17 protein-coding genes are annotated in these 15,346 nt (G+C 68.7%); 7 read left to right on the top strand and 10 right to left on the bottom strand.

What is annotated here, in order from left to right:
• Positions 1-47 precede the first annotated feature (47 nt).
• Complete coding sequence (folP, locus tag IEY07_RS10390; RefSeq protein WP_229669932.1) at positions 48-989, top strand: dihydropteroate synthase; 942 nt, start codon at positions 48-50, stop codon at positions 987-989.
• Here folP and IEY07_RS10385 read toward each other — a convergent pair.
• From IEY07_RS10385 to IEY07_RS10370, 4 genes are read right to left on the bottom strand one after another with little or no spacing between them, the layout of a single operon-like run.
• Positions 967-1,413, bottom strand: a complete 447-nt coding sequence (locus IEY07_RS10385; protein ID WP_188895199.1) for an arsenate reductase ArsC — start codon at positions 1,411-1,413, stop codon at positions 967-969. The genes folP and IEY07_RS10385 overlap by 23 nt on opposite strands.
• A 12-nt stretch (positions 1,414-1,425) precedes the next feature.
• Complete coding sequence (gene arsB / locus IEY07_RS10380; protein ID WP_188895197.1) at positions 1,426-2,526, bottom strand: ACR3 family arsenite efflux transporter; 1,101 nt, start codon at positions 2,524-2,526, stop codon at positions 1,426-1,428.
• Entirely contained in the window at positions 2,523-3,047 is a 525-nt protein-coding gene (locus IEY07_RS10375) for a hypothetical protein (RefSeq protein WP_188895195.1), read from the bottom strand. The genes arsB and IEY07_RS10375 overlap by 4 nt, the downstream gene beginning before the upstream one ends.
• Entirely contained in the window at positions 3,034-4,413 is a 1,380-nt protein-coding gene (locus IEY07_RS10370; protein WP_188895193.1) for an FAD-dependent oxidoreductase, read from the bottom strand. Before IEY07_RS10370 ends, IEY07_RS10375 begins: the two co-directional genes overlap by 14 nt.
• Positions 4,414-4,523: 110 nt before the next feature.
• Between IEY07_RS10370 and IEY07_RS10365 the strand changes: the two genes are divergently transcribed.
• Positions 4,524-4,889 carry an ArsR/SmtB family transcription factor gene (locus IEY07_RS10365; protein WP_308422929.1) on the top strand — a complete coding sequence of 122 codons (366 nt, stop codon included), beginning with the start codon at positions 4,524-4,526 and terminating at the stop codon, positions 4,887-4,889.
• A complete protein-coding gene (locus tag IEY07_RS10360) occupies positions 4,886-5,407 on the top strand; it encodes a GNAT family N-acetyltransferase (protein WP_188895191.1) in 522 nt (173 codons plus the stop codon). The genes IEY07_RS10365 and IEY07_RS10360 overlap by 4 nt, the downstream gene beginning before the upstream one ends.
• 22 nt (positions 5,408-5,429) lie before the next feature.
• On the opposite strand, the gene IEY07_RS10355 is transcribed toward IEY07_RS10360, so the two are convergent.
• From IEY07_RS10355 to IEY07_RS10345, 3 genes are read right to left on the bottom strand one after another with little or no spacing between them, the layout of a single operon-like run.
• A complete protein-coding gene (locus tag IEY07_RS10355; protein WP_188895189.1) occupies positions 5,430-6,641 on the bottom strand; it encodes an amidohydrolase in 1,212 nt (403 codons plus the stop codon).
• A gap of 23 nt (positions 6,642-6,664) precedes the next feature.
• The gene (locus tag IEY07_RS10350) at positions 6,665-7,840 is read right to left on the bottom strand and encodes a glycosyltransferase (RefSeq protein WP_188895187.1); all 1,176 of its coding nucleotides are present in this window, start codon (positions 7,838-7,840) and stop codon (positions 6,665-6,667) included.
• 56 nt (positions 7,841-7,896) lie between these two features.
• Positions 7,897-8,844 (bottom strand): hypothetical protein, encoded by a 948-nt coding sequence (locus tag IEY07_RS10345; RefSeq protein ID WP_188895185.1) that lies wholly within the window; start codon positions 8,842-8,844, stop codon positions 7,897-7,899.
• 290 nt (positions 8,845-9,134) lie between these two features.
• Between IEY07_RS10345 and IEY07_RS10340 the strand changes: the two genes are divergently transcribed.
• Positions 9,135-10,391, top strand: a complete 1,257-nt coding sequence (locus tag IEY07_RS10340; RefSeq protein ID WP_188895183.1) for a glycosyltransferase family 4 protein — start codon at positions 9,135-9,137, stop codon at positions 10,389-10,391.
• On the opposite strand, the gene IEY07_RS10335 is transcribed toward IEY07_RS10340, so the two are convergent.
• Positions 10,339-11,241, bottom strand: a complete 903-nt coding sequence (locus IEY07_RS10335; protein WP_188895181.1) for an alpha/beta fold hydrolase — start codon at positions 11,239-11,241, stop codon at positions 10,339-10,341. The genes IEY07_RS10340 and IEY07_RS10335 overlap by 53 nt on opposite strands.
• 106 nt (positions 11,242-11,347) lie before the next feature.
• On the opposite strand from IEY07_RS10335, the gene IEY07_RS10330 reads away from it, so the two are divergent.
• Positions 11,348-11,992, top strand: a complete 645-nt coding sequence (locus IEY07_RS10330; RefSeq protein WP_229669931.1) for a rhomboid family intramembrane serine protease — start codon at positions 11,348-11,350, stop codon at positions 11,990-11,992.
• Between the two features lie 45 nt (positions 11,993-12,037).
• Here IEY07_RS10330 and IEY07_RS10325 read toward each other — a convergent pair whose 3' ends face one another.
• Complete coding sequence (locus tag IEY07_RS10325; protein ID WP_188895179.1) at positions 12,038-13,387, bottom strand: uracil-xanthine permease family protein; 1,350 nt, start codon at positions 13,385-13,387, stop codon at positions 12,038-12,040.
• Positions 13,388-13,430: 43 nt separating this feature from the next.
• A complete protein-coding gene (locus tag IEY07_RS10320; RefSeq protein WP_188895177.1) occupies positions 13,431-14,156 on the bottom strand; it encodes a lysoplasmalogenase in 726 nt (241 codons plus the stop codon).
• 89 nt (positions 14,157-14,245) lie between these two features.
• Here IEY07_RS10320 and IEY07_RS10315 point away from each other — a divergent pair, with 89 nt between their 5' ends.
• Positions 14,246-14,836, top strand: a complete 591-nt coding sequence (locus IEY07_RS10315; RefSeq protein ID WP_229669930.1) for a gamma carbonic anhydrase family protein — start codon at positions 14,246-14,248, stop codon at positions 14,834-14,836.
• Complete coding sequence (locus IEY07_RS10310) at positions 14,833-15,336, top strand: YbaK/EbsC family protein (protein ID WP_188895175.1); 504 nt, start codon at positions 14,833-14,835, stop codon at positions 15,334-15,336. The genes IEY07_RS10315 and IEY07_RS10310 overlap by 4 nt, the downstream gene beginning before the upstream one ends.
• Positions 15,337-15,346: the final 10 nt, after the last annotated feature.

The following is a 15,346-nucleotide window of genomic DNA, read 5'->3' as shown; positions in this document are numbered from 1 at the left end:
TCCAGGATGGGTGCACGAACGGTGCGGGCACCTGACACACTCGATCGGTGTCCCCGGATCACGAGCAGCGTTATGACCGTCCCGACCCGATCGATCCGGCCCCGGAAGCCGGTGGCGCCCATCCCCGGCTCCGGCTGCGGGACAAGGCCTTCGACCGGACGACGCCGCTGGTGATGGGGATCGTCAACCGGACCCCGGACTCCTTCTACGACCACGGCGCTACCTGGGATCAGGAACGTGCCCTGGCGCGGGTCGACCAGTTGATCACCGACGGCGCCGACATCATCGATATCGGCGGTGTGAAGGCGGGCGCCGGAGACCCGGTCGACGCCGACGAGGAGTCCCGCCGGACGGTCGGATTCATCGCGGCGATCCGCGAGCGCCACCCGGCGGTGGTGATCAGCATCGATACCTGGCGGGCGCCGGTGGCCCGGCAGGCGTGTGCGGCCGGCGCTGATCTGATCAACGACGCCTGGGGCGGCTACGACCCCGCGATGGCGGATGTGGCCGCGGAATTCGATGCAGCACTGGTGTGCACCCACACCGGCGGCCTGGAGCCGCGTACGGATCGGTTCGTGGCCTCCTACGACGACGTGGTGGCCGATGCGATCTCCGCCACGACCGCGTTGGCCGACCGGGCACTGACAGCCGGCGTGGCACGGGAGTCGATCATCATCGATCCGGCACACGATTTCGGCAAGACCACCCTGAACTCTCTGGAGGTCACCCGCCGGCTGGGCGAGCTGGTCGCGACCGGTTGGCCGGTGCTGGTATCGGTGTCCAACAAGGATTTCCTCGGCGAGACCCTCGATCTGCCGACCGATCAACGGGTGCCGGCGACCCTGGCGGCGACGGCGATCTGCGCCTTCCTCGGCGCCCAGATCCACCGGGTGCATCAGGTCGCTGAGGTTCGTCAGGTCGTTGACCTCGTCGCCAGCGTCCGGGGCGAGCGGCCGCCGGCCAAGATCATCCGCGGGATCGGTGATTGATCGCGGCCTGAGACTCCCGGTCCGGGACGAGTTCGTCCAGGAGCGCGAGGACCCGGCGCTTGATCTCATCTCGGATCGGCCGGACAGCCCCGATGGGCCGGCCGGCCGGATCATCGAGGATCCAGTCCTCGTAGTGGATGCCCGGGTAGAAAGGGCAGGTGTCGCCACAACCCATGGTGATCACGACGTCGGAGGTCAGGACGGCATCGCTCGTGATGATCTTGGGTCTCTGACCGGTGATATCGATGCCGTCTTCGGCCATGGCCTGAACGGCGATCGGGTTGATCGCGACGCCGGGTTCGGATCCGGCGGACAGGACCTCGACCTTTCCGTCGGCGTAGTGGGTCAGGTAACCGGCGGCCATCTGGGATCGTCCGGCGTTGTGGACGCAGACGAACAACACCGAGGGCTTGGACTCGGACATAGATCGCGCCTTTCAGTGTGACGGGTAACGGCGGCGGAGGGCCAGGGACAGATGGACCAGGCCGAGCAAGGCCGGGACTTCGATGAGTGGCCCGACGACGCCGGCGAGAGCCTGGCCGGAGCCGACGCCGAAAGTGGCGATCGCGACAGCGATCGCGAGCTCGAAGTTGTTGCCGGCGGCGGTGAACGCGAGCGTCGTGGTGCGTTCGTACGGCAGGCCGACCGCCCGTCCGAGGACGAAGCCGCCACCCCACATCAGGACGAAGTAGGCCAGCAGCGGCAATGCGATCCGTGCCACATCCAACGGCCTGCTGATGATGTGGCCACCCTGCAGGGCAAACAGGATCACGATCGTGAACAGCAGGCCATACAGGGCGTACGGACCGATCCTCGGGATGAACCGGTTCTCGTACCAGTCCCGGCTACGGACGCGTTCACCGACGCCGCGGGTCAGGAAACCTGCGACGAGGGGGATCCCGAGGAAGATCCCCACCGAAACGGCGATCCTGGCGACGGAGACGTCCAGCCGGGTCTGTTGCAGACCGAGCCATCCCGGCAGGACGGAGAGGTAGAACCAGCCGAGGAGTCCGAAGGCGATCACCTGGAACACGGAGTTGATCGCCACCAGTACGGCGGCAGCCTCTCGGTCCCCGCAGGCGAGATCGTTCCAGATGATCACCATCGCGATGCAGCGGGCCAGGCCGATGATGATCAGTCCGGTCCGGTAGGCAGGGAGCTCCGGCAGCAGAAGCCAGGCGAGGGCGAACATGAGTGCGGGTCCGATCACCCAGTTCAAGATCACCGACAACACCAGAGTGCGGATGTCGCGGGTGACCGCGTCGAGCCTGGCGTAGCGGACCTTGGCCAGGATCGGATACATCATGATCAGCAGACCGATCGCGATCGGCAGCGACACACCCTGGACGGCGATCGCGCCCAGACCATCGCTCAGACCGGGAACCAACCTGCCAAGCAGCAGCCCGCTCGCCATCGCGGCCAGGATCCAGATCGGAAGGAAGCGGTCCACCGGGGACAGCTGCGCGGCCGGTGTGCCGCGATGACCTGATCCGCCGAGGTGCCGGGTGGCGCCGGGGCCCGTCTGCTGGACTGTCATGCGACCCACCGGGGTGTGCTGCTGAGGGCCAGCAGGATCGTGCCGGCAGCGGCCGCCGCGAGCAGCCAGGAGGCCATCCGGGGACGGATCCCGTTGCTGGTCAGCAAAGGAATCATGTTGATCAAGGCGGCGTCGATCGCCAGTGCCGCGAGCGCCATGCCGGTGGCCAGCAGCACGAACTGCCGGCTCGAGGCGATGGTCCGGGGCGGAATCGCCGAGCACCCGGTGCTGTCTGGCGCGGTTGGGCCAGGGATGTCGGAGGACGACGGCGTGAGGGTCGGCGACCAGGCGATCAGCCCGACCGCTGTAACGGCCAGCACCGATCCACCGGTCATGACCGCGTGCGGGCCACGACAATCCAGCAGCCGTCGGACCGGGATCCCGACACCCGCGGACACCACCAGCGCAGCCGAGAAGGCGGCTGCGGTCGAGGTCGATGCCCCCGGCAGGACACCGGCGGGCGCCGTACGCGCCGGGGCCGACGCTCCGGTCTGCCGGGCCGACGCCTCAGTGGGCGGCACGATCCCGTACGACCGTCGCGGCCGGCGCACCCAGCTCGACGAACTGCGGCTCGGCCGGTGCAGCGCAGCAGCCGCCCGCCGACGTAGCCTCGTCGAAGAGCCCGGCTCCGCCGCAGACCCCGGTGTCCGGTAGCACCAGCTGCACGTCGTCGGCAGCGGAGAGATCCCCGGACAATACGGCCGCGATCGACCGCACCTGCTCGTAGCCGGTCATCGCCAGGAAGGACGGCGCCCGGCCGTACGACTTCATCCCGGCCAGGTACAGACCCTGTTCGGGTTGGGCGAGCACCCGGTGGCCGTGTGGCCGCACGGACCCGCAGGAATGCAGATTCGGGTCGATCTCGGGGGCCAGGCGCACCGGCGCCTGGAGACGGTTGTCCAGCTCCAGGCGTACCTCGGACAGGAAGGACAGATCCGGCCGGAAGCCGGTCACGCCGACGATCTGATCAAGGTCGGCGATCCGGCGCCCGTCCGAGCCCACCAGTACGACCCTGGAGCCGTGCTGGTCGTCCGCCTGCTCGACGGCAACGGTGCGAAAGCCCGTGACGACCTCGATCAATCCGGCCCGGACCGCTTCGCGAACCCGGATCCCCAGCGCTCCGCGGGCCGGAAGCTCGTCGGCCTCGCCGCCACCGTAGGAGCCGCCGACTGCACCCCGGCGTAGCACCCAGACAACCCGGGATCCCTGCGTGTGCAAGGGTTCGGAGGTCAAGGCGATCAACGCTGTCAGGGCCGATGCCCCGGAGCCGACGACGGCTGTCGCCTTTCCGGCGTAGCGGTCGGCATCGGTGCCGGGGGCGGGCATCGCGTACCGGATCCGCTCGGCGGCTGCCGCCTCGCCGGAGACCGGAAAGCCCTCGGCTCCGAGCGGGTTGGGCCGGCCCAGCGTCCCGGTGGCGTCGATCACCGCACGCGCCGGGATCCGTACGATCGTCTGCTCGCCCGCTGTGCTGCCGACCACGGCGTGGATGACGAACGGCTGGTCACCCCGCCCCGAGTCGACCAGCAGATCGCGATCCCGCCTGGACACGCCGACCACCCGGTGACCCGGCCGGACCCGATCCCCCAGAGCGACGGCCAGCGGTGCCAGATAATCGCCGACCCACTCCGCGCCGGTCGGATAGCCATCGGGATCAGGATGCTGCCACCCGGTTGCTCCCAGCAGCGCTATGCCGGCCGGTGACGTCAACTCCGACCACGGCGAGAACAGCCGGACATGGCCCCAGGACCGTACGCCGGCAGCCGGCCGGGATCCGGCCTCGAGCACGACGACCTGCTGGTCCCGCCCCACCAATTCGGCGGCCGCGGCAAGCCCCACCGGTCCGGCGCCCAGGACGACCACGGGCAGCTCGGGGAATTCAGCCATCAGGAACACCTCTGTCTGCAGTCACGGGACCGCGTGATTAGACGAATGTCGATGCAGCAATCCTGGTCGCTGGTTCGACAGTTGTCAATACGAGTGTCACCATAGGTGATGTGACCGCCACCAACCATGTGCCGGAGCAGCTGCTCCGGATTTCCGGACCTGGCACAGCCCCGGTCTGTGCGCCGGGCACGGTGGGGGACGAGTTGTCACCCGCCCTGGCCGAAGAGCTGGCGGGGTTGCTCAAAGCACTGGCCGACCCCGTTCGGCTCCGGCTCTACTCGCGGATCGCCGGAGCCCGGGGCGAGGTCTGCGTCTGCGACATCCAGGATGTCGGCGTCTCCCAGCCGACCGTCTCCCACCACCTCCGCAAGCTGCGTGAGGCCGGCCTGATCGACTGCGAGCGCCGCGGCACCTGGGTCTACTACTGGGCCCTCCCCGGTCGGATCGATCTGCTCGACCAGCTCCCGCGCCCATGACCGGTGCCCCGGTGGCGGTGCGGGCGTTGCAGGCCGACGACTGGCCCGCGGTCCGGGCGATCTACGCCGAAGGCATTGCGACCGGGAATGCCACCTTCGAGTCCGCGCCCGGTGACTGGGAGCGGTTCGACGCCCAGAAACTGGGCGTCGCACGGGTTGTGGCTGCCACGGCGGACGGGACGGTTGTCGGGTGGGCAGCCGTCTCACCGACCTCGACGCGGCCGGTGTATCGCGGTGTCGTCGAACACTCCGTCTACGTCGGCGACGCAGCACGCGGGCAGGGCGTCGGCCGCCAGCTCCTCGAGGCCATGATCGACGCCACCGAGGCAGCAGGGATCTGGACGATCCAGAGCAGCATCTTCGAGGAGAACACAGCCAGCCTCGCCCTGCATGACCGGCTCGGATTCCGCGTCGTCGGCCGTCGGGAACGCATCGGCAGGATGTCTCACGGCCCGTGGGCGGGGCGATGGCGCGACACGATCCTCATCGAACGGCGCAGCCGCACGACTCCCGGCTGATGCGTTCCGGCGACACGGTCCGTCAGGCCGGGAAGTCCGGCTCCGAGGTCGCGAACTCGGCTCGGGCCGCCTCGAGCAGTTCGGGTTCGGTCAGCAGGTCGCCGCCGGCCGCGGCCAGCGCCTCGGCCATGTGCAGCATCCGCTCCTGCGCGGGTGCTTCACCAGCCGCCGCCGCCATCGCGTGCGAGTGCCCCGGGGTCCCCGGTTCGGCAATCTGCAGGTAGGGATGGATGGCCGGCAGCACCAGGCTGATGTTGCCGATGTCGGAGGATCCCGTACCGCCGCGCAGCACCGGCTCCTCGACCCACTCCCCCAGCCGCTGAAGATGAGCAGCCCAGCGGCTGGCGATCACGTGGTTGTTCTTGCGTTCGGCATACACCTCGCCGGCGGTGATCTCGTACGTCGTCCCGGTGGCCAGCGCGGCCGCCTCGATGATCGCCTTCACCCGGTCCAGCAATTCGCTCACCTCGGTGCTGCGCAGGGCGCGCACCATGAAGTTGGCGGCGGCCCGTTCGGGAACGATATTGGCGGCCTGGCCGCCGTCGGTGATGATGCCGTGGATCCGTGACGTCTCGGGGATGAACTGGCGCAGTGAATCGATCCCGTTGAAGAGCTGGATCACCGCCGCCAGCGCGCTCCGGCCCTGCGATGGCGATCCCGCCGCATGGGCGGCGATGCCGTGGAAGACGATGTCGATGTCAACACAGGCGGTCGCATGCCGCCAGGGCTGGGTCGAGACGCCCGGATGGAACATCAGGGCCGCGTCGACGTCGTCGAAGACGCCCTCCCGGAGCTCAATGATCTTGCCGCCCTTGCCCTCCTCGCCGGGAGTGCCGATACACCGGATGGTGCCGGCAAGATCATCTCCGAGCGCTTCCTTGAGCGCGATCGCCGCCCCCACTCCACCGGCGGCGATCAGGTTGTGACCGCAGCCATGCCCGACGCCGGGCAGCGCGTCGTACTCGCAGAGGAAGCTGATCACCGGCTTGTCCTCGCCGACGGAGCCCTGGAACGCCGTCGGCAGCCCGGCGATCCCGCGCTCGATGCTGAACCCATGGTCTTCCAGCAATTGACTGATCCGGGCCGCCGCCCGATGCTCATCCATCGACAGCTCCGGGTCGGCATGCAGGGCCATGGACAACTCGACCAGCTCCAGGCTGATCTTGGTCATCGATGCCGAGATAGCCTGGTGCAGGTCGGTGATCTTGATCTCTGGTGCGGCGAAACGAGTCATAGGGCTGTCATAGCACTGTCCGCTCAGGCAGCGCGCAGCAGCACCGGCGTCCGTGCGCCGGCCGCCTGGTAGATCTCCTCGAATCGGTCCAGGGTGGCGCCCAGGGCGTGCTGGGCGACGAGTCCCCGACTGTGCCGGCCCATCCGACGGCAGAGCTCGGGATCGGTGAGCAGGGTCGACAGCCGCATCGCGAGCTCTCCGACGTCACCCGGTGTGTAGAGCCAGCCGTTGTGACCGGAATGCACCAGGTGCGGCAGTGCCATCGCGTCGGCGGCGACCACCGGCCTGCCGGCCGACATCGCCTCCAGCGTCACCAGACTCTGCAATTCCGCGATGCCCGGCATGCAGAAGACCGTGGCCCGACCGTAGGCGTCCAGCAGTTCGGCGTCGCTGATCTTGCCACGGAAGGCGACGCGGTCCCAGACTCCATAATCGATGGCCTGCCGTTCCAGCGCCTGCCGCTGCTCACCGTCACCGACGATCTCCAGCCGGGCACCCATCTCGAGCGGCAGCCTGGCGTGGGCCTTGATCAACTCGTCGATCCGCTTCTCCGGGTCGAGCCGGCCGACGAACAAGATCGTCCGCTCGTCCGCTGCCCGACCGTTTGCGTGCTGGGCCGCCCGCCAGTAGCGGTCGGAGTCGATTCCGCAGGAGACCGGCTCGGCGTACAGCCCGGTCGCGTCGGTCAGCAGCTGGACCGCCCGGGCCGTCGGCGCGGTGATCAGATCGGCCGCTCCGTAGACCGAGGCGAGATCGCGCCAGGTCCACCGGCCGACGGAGGGCTTGACCCAGTCCGGGAAGGGCGCATAGCCGAGAACGTTCTCGGGCATGAAGTGATTCGTCGCGATGTAGGGGATCCCGGCCCTTTGCGAAGCCCTTGCCAGGCCTCGACCGATCAGCATGTGGCACTGGATGTGAACGACATCGGGCCGCACCTGGGCGATCAGTCGTTGGGCCTCGGGGGTCACCAGCCACGGCAGCGCGAACCGGAGGGTCTCGTACTTGCGATAGCTGAAGGACTTGATCCGGTGGACGACCACATCACCGTCGTATTCGATCGTCTGCGGGCCCGTGGAGGACGCGCACAACACATGCACCCGGTGTCCGCGTGCGGCCAGCCCGCGCGCCAGCCGCTGCGAGAAGTTGGCAGCTCCATTGACATCGGGCGGATAGGTGTCGGCACCGATCACGATCTTCATCGCCATTCCTTTCACCACGGACCTCTTCACCACGGACCTCTTCACCACAGACCTCTTCACCACGAGCTTTCGACGACCGCACGCTGATCGTCGTGCAACGAGCCGCCCTCGGGACGCGGGCGCTTGTGGACCGCGACCTCGGGATGGGTCTTGGCGAGCACGACGACACCGGTCGCAGCGATCACCCCGAAGGTGATCATGATCATCCCGGTGGTCGCCGTCAGCCCGGCGCCCTCACCCAGCACCACCAGTCCAACGACCACGGCGATCACCGGGTCGATCACGGTCAGGCTGGCCAGCACCACCTCGGCGGGACCGCTGGCGTACGCCTGCTGCACCAGCCAGCCGCCGGCCGCTCCGCTGAGGGCCATCAGCCCGACCAGGGCGAGCGTCTGCAGATCGAACAGCCGTCCGGCATCGGTGCCGACATGCTGCACCAGAGCGCGCATCAGGGCCGCGACCATGCCGACACCCAGAGCGCCGGCGACGGCGTTGACCAGACAGCGGGACCAGCCGTGGAGGTGATGGGCGAGCAATCCGCCCGCCGCCATCGCCGCGAGTACGACCACCTCGGCGACGACCAGCACACCCACCGGCACGACGTGGTCGGAGCTGACCTGCGATGCCGTCAGCCAGACGAACGCGCCGATTCCGGTCAGGCACAGCAGGATCGGCACGATCGTGGCTCGTGCCGGCCGGCGTCCGGCGAGCCGTGCGGCCAGCAGGACCGCGATGGGGACGCCGAGCACTCCGATCGGCTGAACCAGCGACACGGGCGCCAGCACCAGCGCGACGATATGAAGGCAGATGCCCAGGGTCGCCAGACCGACGCCGCCGAGCCAACCGGGCTGGGCCGGGAGTGCGATCAGCTCCCGCACCGTGAGCCGATGCCGGACGGTCCTCCGGACGGCCCGCTGCTGGTAGACCGCGGCCGCGGCGAAACAACTCGAGTCGATCACCGCCAGCGTGATCGCGATCGCGGTCGCCATGCCGTGTCCGATCATCGGCACTCCAGCTGGCATCGACTCGTGTGGCTGTGCATGGATCAACCGTGACATCCGGGCGGGTTGCTGGCGATGTGGTGAGCCACCTTGTGTCCTGTCGGGTTATCCGGAACAGACTCTGGGTGGACGGCTGCAGCGCGAAGATCCCACCCTGGTCTGATTGACAGCGCCAGTGAACCGCTCGGACAGGTCAGGCTCCTGACTTGCTGAGCCACTGCTCAGAACTGAGCGGGCACACAAGCCTGAATCGTTGCTCAGCGGGTTGATCGGGTCTGCCATGCTGAACCACCATGAATGCCCCGACCGATGCCGTGCAGGTGGGCGACGGCCTCCGCGTCGCGGTGGTCTGCGACTACAGCCTCGGCTATCTCGGCGGCGCCCAGACCGCGTTGCTGCAGGAGGCTGCCGCGCTCGCCGCCACCGGCGCCACGGTCCTGCTGCTGTCGCCGTCACCGGAAGAGGTCTGGGAACGGGTGCGGCCCGCCGCCGCGATCCAGCACGTACGGATCCGGTCCGGCTTCACGCTTCCCGCGCTCGGCCTCCCGATCGTGGTCAACAGCCGTCGATCGCGGACTCGGATCGCGCGCCTCCTGGCGGACCGGCGGATCCAGGTCGTCCACCTGCAATCCGAATTCGGGCTGGCGACCGCGGCCGCCGCCGCTGCGTCCGAGGCCGGGCTTCCGGTGGTCCACACCGTGCACACGTTCTTCTGGCAGGCGCCGCCGAGAGGTCAGCGGCTGTTGGCACCGGCGGTACGCCGCTTCCACCAGCTGATCACCGGCATGCCGCCGACCACCGCGGACCTTGCCGACCGACCGGCTGACAACGCGCTGCGGAATATGACGCTGACGATCGCCCGGCGGGCCGACCTGGTGCTGTCCGGATCAGCACACCAGGCCGAGCGGCTGCGGCGAGCGGGCCTCGACAACGTCGCCGTCCTGCCGAACACGGTCTCCCGCGTGCCCGCTGCCACCGTACTGACGTCGGTCGACGGTCCGCTCAAGATCATCTGGATCGGCCGGTGCGTTCCCGAGAAGCGCATCCTGGTCTTCGTCCGGGCAGTCGTCGCGGCTATCGACCAGCTCGGTCCGGGCGCGATCGAGGCCACCGTTGTCGGTGCCGGTCCACAGCTGGAAGACGCCATCGCAATTGCGGCCGGCCGGCCCGGGATCTCCTTCCTGGGCAGGCAGAACCATGATCACGTGGCCGAGCTGCTGACGGCTTCGCAACTGGCCGTGCTGACGTCGTACGGCTTCGACAACCAGCCGATGACAGTGGTCGAGGCGGTGATGGCGCTGCGCGGGGTGCTCTACTGCGACCCGGCCCTGCAGGAAGGTCTCGACGGCCCGGGGATCCTGGCGCCATCGGATGAGGCCGGGCTGGCCGCAACGCTGGTCGGGCTCGCCGCCGACCCGGCGCCGGTGATCGCCGCCTCGCGGGCGGCAGCGACCGTCCGGCAGGCCTTCAGTCCCGAGCACCATGCGGCCGAGTTGATCACGGCCTACCGGAAGTTGATCCCCCCAGCCGGCGGGCAAGGAATTCGTTGATCGCCGCCGCGGCAGGCTCGGCCCTTTCGTAGTGGATCAAGTGCCCGACATCGGCGAGCACCAGCAACCGGCTGTCGGTGAGCTCCCCGGCGAGCCGCTGCACGGCGGCGACCGGGACGATGTCGTCACGATCGCCTGCGATCAGCAGGGTGGGCACACTGATCCGTGCGGCGTACTCGCCGATGTCGTGCGACACGGATGCCTCGAAGGCTTCGACAACCACCCGGCGGTCGGCGAACGAGGAGAAGTAGCGGCGGTGTTGATCATGGATCCAGGACCTCAGAGCGGGATCGGCGGTGTGGGCCATGACCTCGCTGAGTGCACGGACGATCACCGGGTTGGTGAGCAATGCATTGCCGAGCGATTCCGGCAGCCGCGCACCAGCGCGGTAGTAGCCGAGTGCGATCGTCGAGAGCACCGCGCGGGGGCCGGCAAGTGCGGGAGCCGCGATCGGATTCATCAGCACCAGCGCATCCGGACACAGGCCGCCGGCCACCGCGGCGGCACCGATCACCGAGCCGAATGAGTGTCCGACGACGACCAACCGGTCGCCGGTCCGATGCAGTTGCCGGCAGAACGTGGTGAGCCAGGCCGCGTACGCGTCCACATCGTGCGGGCCGGAGTCGAAGGCGGCCGATACGCCGAAACCCGGCAGATCGGGCGTCACCACCCGGGCGTCGTCCAGTCCGACGACGATCGGCAGCAGCCCGTGATGGTCGCCCCGGAAGCCGTGCACCGCGACGACGGTGGTGGTCGCCGCCGGATCACCCCACACCCAGTAGTGGGCTCCGGACCCGTCCGCGGTCGCGACGGAAACGGGTCTCAGGTCGGGGTCGACCGGAAGCGTCATGACCCGACTCTAGAGGCGGAGCAGCAGTCACGAGCGGCAGCGGGAGCGGATCCGGCGAGGTTGACCGCCCCGGATACTCTCGAAGCACCATGAATGGGCAGCGACCATGACTTGGCGGCGACCAGACGCGGCCCCGCAGTCGTACCGGCCGTACGGCCCTGCGCGGGCGCCCGGTGTGCCGTTGCACCGCGGCGGACGGGACCGGATGAATCCGATCGCGGCGGGCCTGCTGGTGCTGGGCGTGCTCGGATTCATGTGGCTGCTGGAGTTCTACGACCAGGCGACCGGCAACTCGCTCGACCAATACGGTATCCATGCCCGAGAGGTCACCGGGCTGCCCGAGATCTTCAGCGCCCCGTTCCTGCACGGCAGCTTCGAGCACCTGCAGGGCAATTCGCTGCCGTTCCTGGTGCTTGGCTTCATCACCGCGCTGGGCGGCTTCGCCCGCTGGGTCAAGGCGTCGCTGATCTGCGTGATCTTCTCCGGGCTGGCCGCCTGGCTGCTGACGCCCGCGGGCACCATCGTGCTCGGTGCCAGTGGGCTCATCATGGGCTGGCTGACCTACGTCATCACCCGCGGGTTCTTCGACCGGCGACCGGGACGGATCATCCTGGGCGTTGCCGTGTTGTTCTTCTACGGCGGGCTGATCTGGGGTGTGTTCCCCGGCCAGGCCGGGATCTCCTGGCAGGCGCATCTGGGTGGCGCGGTCGGCGGCGTGGTCGCGGCCAGAGTGCTGCACGGCCGGCGCTGACAATCCCCGTCCGACAATTTCCTCCCCGACAATCACCCGCCGACCTCACAGCCCGCGGCGCGGTCTCGGTTCGTCGGCCGGTTCCAGGTCGGCACGGATGTCCGGCTCTGCGGGCCGGCCCGGATCGGTCCCCCGCCACCGGCCGATGATCTTCATCAGGTGGTAGATCAGCACAGCCGCGATACTGCCCAGTGCGATGCCGCCGATGGTCACCTGGCCCTCGTGGAAGGTGAGATCGGTGATGCCGATGATCAACGCGACTGCGGCGGTCAACTGGTTGGCCGGTCGGGAGAAGTCGACTCGGTTGTCGATCCAGATCTTGACGCCGATGATCCCGATCAGGCCGTAGAGGGCTGTCGTCACGCCACCGAGCACGCCGGCAGGGATGGTGTTGATCGCGGCGCCGATCTTGGGTGACATGCCGAGGATGATCGCCACCAGTGCGGCGACCCAATAGGCGGCGGTCGAGTAGACCTTGGTGGCCGCCATCACCCCGATGTTCTCGCCGTAGGTGGTGGTGCCCGAACCGCCGCCGGCACCGGCGAGCATGGTCGACAGACCGTCGGCCATCAACGCCCGCCCGGTCAGCCGGTTGACGCTCGGGTCGGTCATCTGGGCGACTCCGCGGACGTGTCCGACATTCTCGGCGACCAGGGCGAGCACGATCGGCAGGAACGCCGGCAGGATGCCCCACAACTCGGGATGGGAGAAAGGATTGGTCGGAGCGGTGAAGTCGGGCAGCCCGAGCCAGGCGGCCTTGGAGACCGCACTGAAGTCCACGTCGCCGCCGATCACCGCGGCGACGTAGCCGATCGCCACCCCGACGAAGATCGACAGCCGGCCCAGGAGGCCGCGGAACACCACAGCGGAGAGGATCACGGCCAGCAGCGTGATCACCGCGACCACCGGCTGCTTGACGAAGTTGCTCTTGGCGGTTCCCGCGAGGTTGAGTCCGATCAGCGCGACGATCGCGCCGGCGACGACCGGCGGCATCAGCACCTCCAGCCAGCGGGTGCCGGTGAGCTGGACGATCAGTCCGATGATCAGCAACAGCAGTCCGACCGCGATGATGCCGACCAGCACGCCGCTGCGGCCGTGCTCGGCGCTCAGGGCGGTGATCGGCGCTATGAAGGCGAAGGAGGATCCGAGATAGCTGGGCAGCCGGTTGGCGGTGATGATCAGGAAGATGATCGTGCCGATCCCGGAGAAGAACAGCGTCGTGCTCGGCGGGAACCCGGTCAGCACCGGCACCAGGAAAGTAGCGCCGAACATCGCCACGACGTGCTGGGCGCCGATGCCGATGGTGCGCGGCCAGCTCAGCCGCTCGTACGGCGCGACGATCTGGTCGGCCGGAACGGTCCGGCCGTCGCCCTTCAGGGTCCAGGTCAGCGGCATGGTGCCTCCGATTCGGTCACGGCGTCCGGTCGGGATGACCCGATCAGGACGGTCTGGAGTCCGGCAGTTGCCGGTGATCGTAGCGATTGCGGACCGCCGTGACTGCCGCGACGACCAGCAGCACCTCCGCGACCAGGTAACTGAGCATGATCAGGAAGTCCATCAGGTCCGGCATCGCCAGCACGTAGAACCGGTCCATCCCGAGCAGCGTGTCACTGACCACGAAGCACAGACCGCCGACGGTGCCCCACCGGTTCAGACCACTGGCCAGGATCGCCATGGCGACCAGGCTCGCTCCGTAGGCCATCACCGGGACAGCCAGCTCGCCCGCCGGTCGGATCAGCACCGCGACCAGGACGACCAGCAGGACGGCGTAGCCGGCGAGCGCGATCGGCTTGCGCAGCAGGCTCCTGGCCCGATACGGCCAGAAGGCACCGATGAAGAACCACTGGGCGACCAGGAACAAGCCGATCTTGACGATGAACCCGATCTCGCCCACGGTGTCACCGAGCCAGGAGAAGAGCAGTCCCCCGACCAGCAACCTGATCGTCCGGTTGATCGGCGGCCTGGCAGCGACCAGACAGCCGATCAGGAGCGGGAGCGCGAACGTACGGAAGACGTCGGCTGAGGCGTCCCAACCGAACGCCTCGGCCGCCAGGTCGAGCACCGAACACACCGCGAACGCCGCCGCCAGGACCCACAGCACCTGCCGGCGACCGGCGGCACGGGCGGCCGGACGGAGGCCGCCGGCGAGCTTCGGCGTGATCATGGTCGTCAGAGTACGGGTCACCGGGGACAAGTCGGGGTCGGCGCGAGGTGGATCGGGCCCGACCCGGGACGGATGGGAGGATGAAGCGCATGGCAAGCGTTGACCCCAGTGCCGGGCCCGATCAGCAGCCCGATCAGCAGCCCGGTTCAGGGCCGGTTCGTACGATGTCGGCTCTGGTGCTCTCCTACCGCGGGAAGTCGCCGACGATCGACCCGACCGCCTGGCTGGCGCCCAATGCGACGGTCATCGGCGACGCCACCCTCGAGGCGGACTCCTCGGTCTACTACGGCGCGGTGATCCGCGCCGACATGGCCGAGGTCCGGATCGGCACCGGCAGCAACCTCCAGGACAACGTCGTCGTGCACACAGACTTCGGCCGGCCCAGCCTGGTCGGCTCCGGCGTCAGCGTCGGGCACCTGGCAGTGATCCACGGCTGCACGATCGCCGACAACGTCCTGATCGGGATGGGGGCGACCGTGCTCAACGGCGCCCAGATCGGGACCGGGTCGCTGGTCGCCGCAGGCACCGTAGTCCTGGAGGGCACGGTTATCCCGCCGCGATCCCTGGTCGCCGGTGTGCCCGGCAAGGTGCGCCGCGAGCTCTCCGACGCCGAGGTCGACAAGGTCATCTCCAACGCCCAGGACTACCTGGACCTGACCGCGGTCCACAAGACGCTGTGACCGCGGCAGACGGGCAGCTGCCCCAGCGGAGCCGGATCGTGCAGGACGCGCTGCGGTCGGCGGGCGTGGATTCCGAGATCCGGGTGCTGCCGGACTCGGCGAAGACGGCCGCTCTGGCAGCCGCGGCACTGGACTGCGAGGTCGGTGCCATCGCCAACAGCCTGGTCTTCATGGCAGAAGACATGGACGGCCGGCAATCGCCGCTGCTGGTGATGACCAGCGGCCGGCACCGGGTCGACACCGATGCCCTGGCCGTACGCCTCGGGCTGGCCCGGATCATCCGGGCCGATCCGGAACAGGTCCGGGCCGCAACCGGTCAGGCGATCGGCGGTGTTGCTCCGGCCGGGCATCCGCGGCCGGTGCCGACGATCATCGACGTCAGTCTGAGCGACTACGACCCCTTGTGGGTTGCCGGCGGGACGCCCCACACCATCGTCCCGCTGAGCTACGCCCAGCTGATCACGATCACCGGCGGACGCGAGGAACCGGTCGGCGACTGAACCCCGGCCC

The sequence above is a fragment of the Microlunatus endophyticus genome, assembly GCF_014646195.1.
Lineage (GTDB): Bacteria > Actinomycetota > Actinomycetes > Propionibacteriales > Propionibacteriaceae > Microlunatus > Microlunatus endophyticus.
This window is presented reverse-complemented; position numbering and strand designations above follow the sequence as displayed.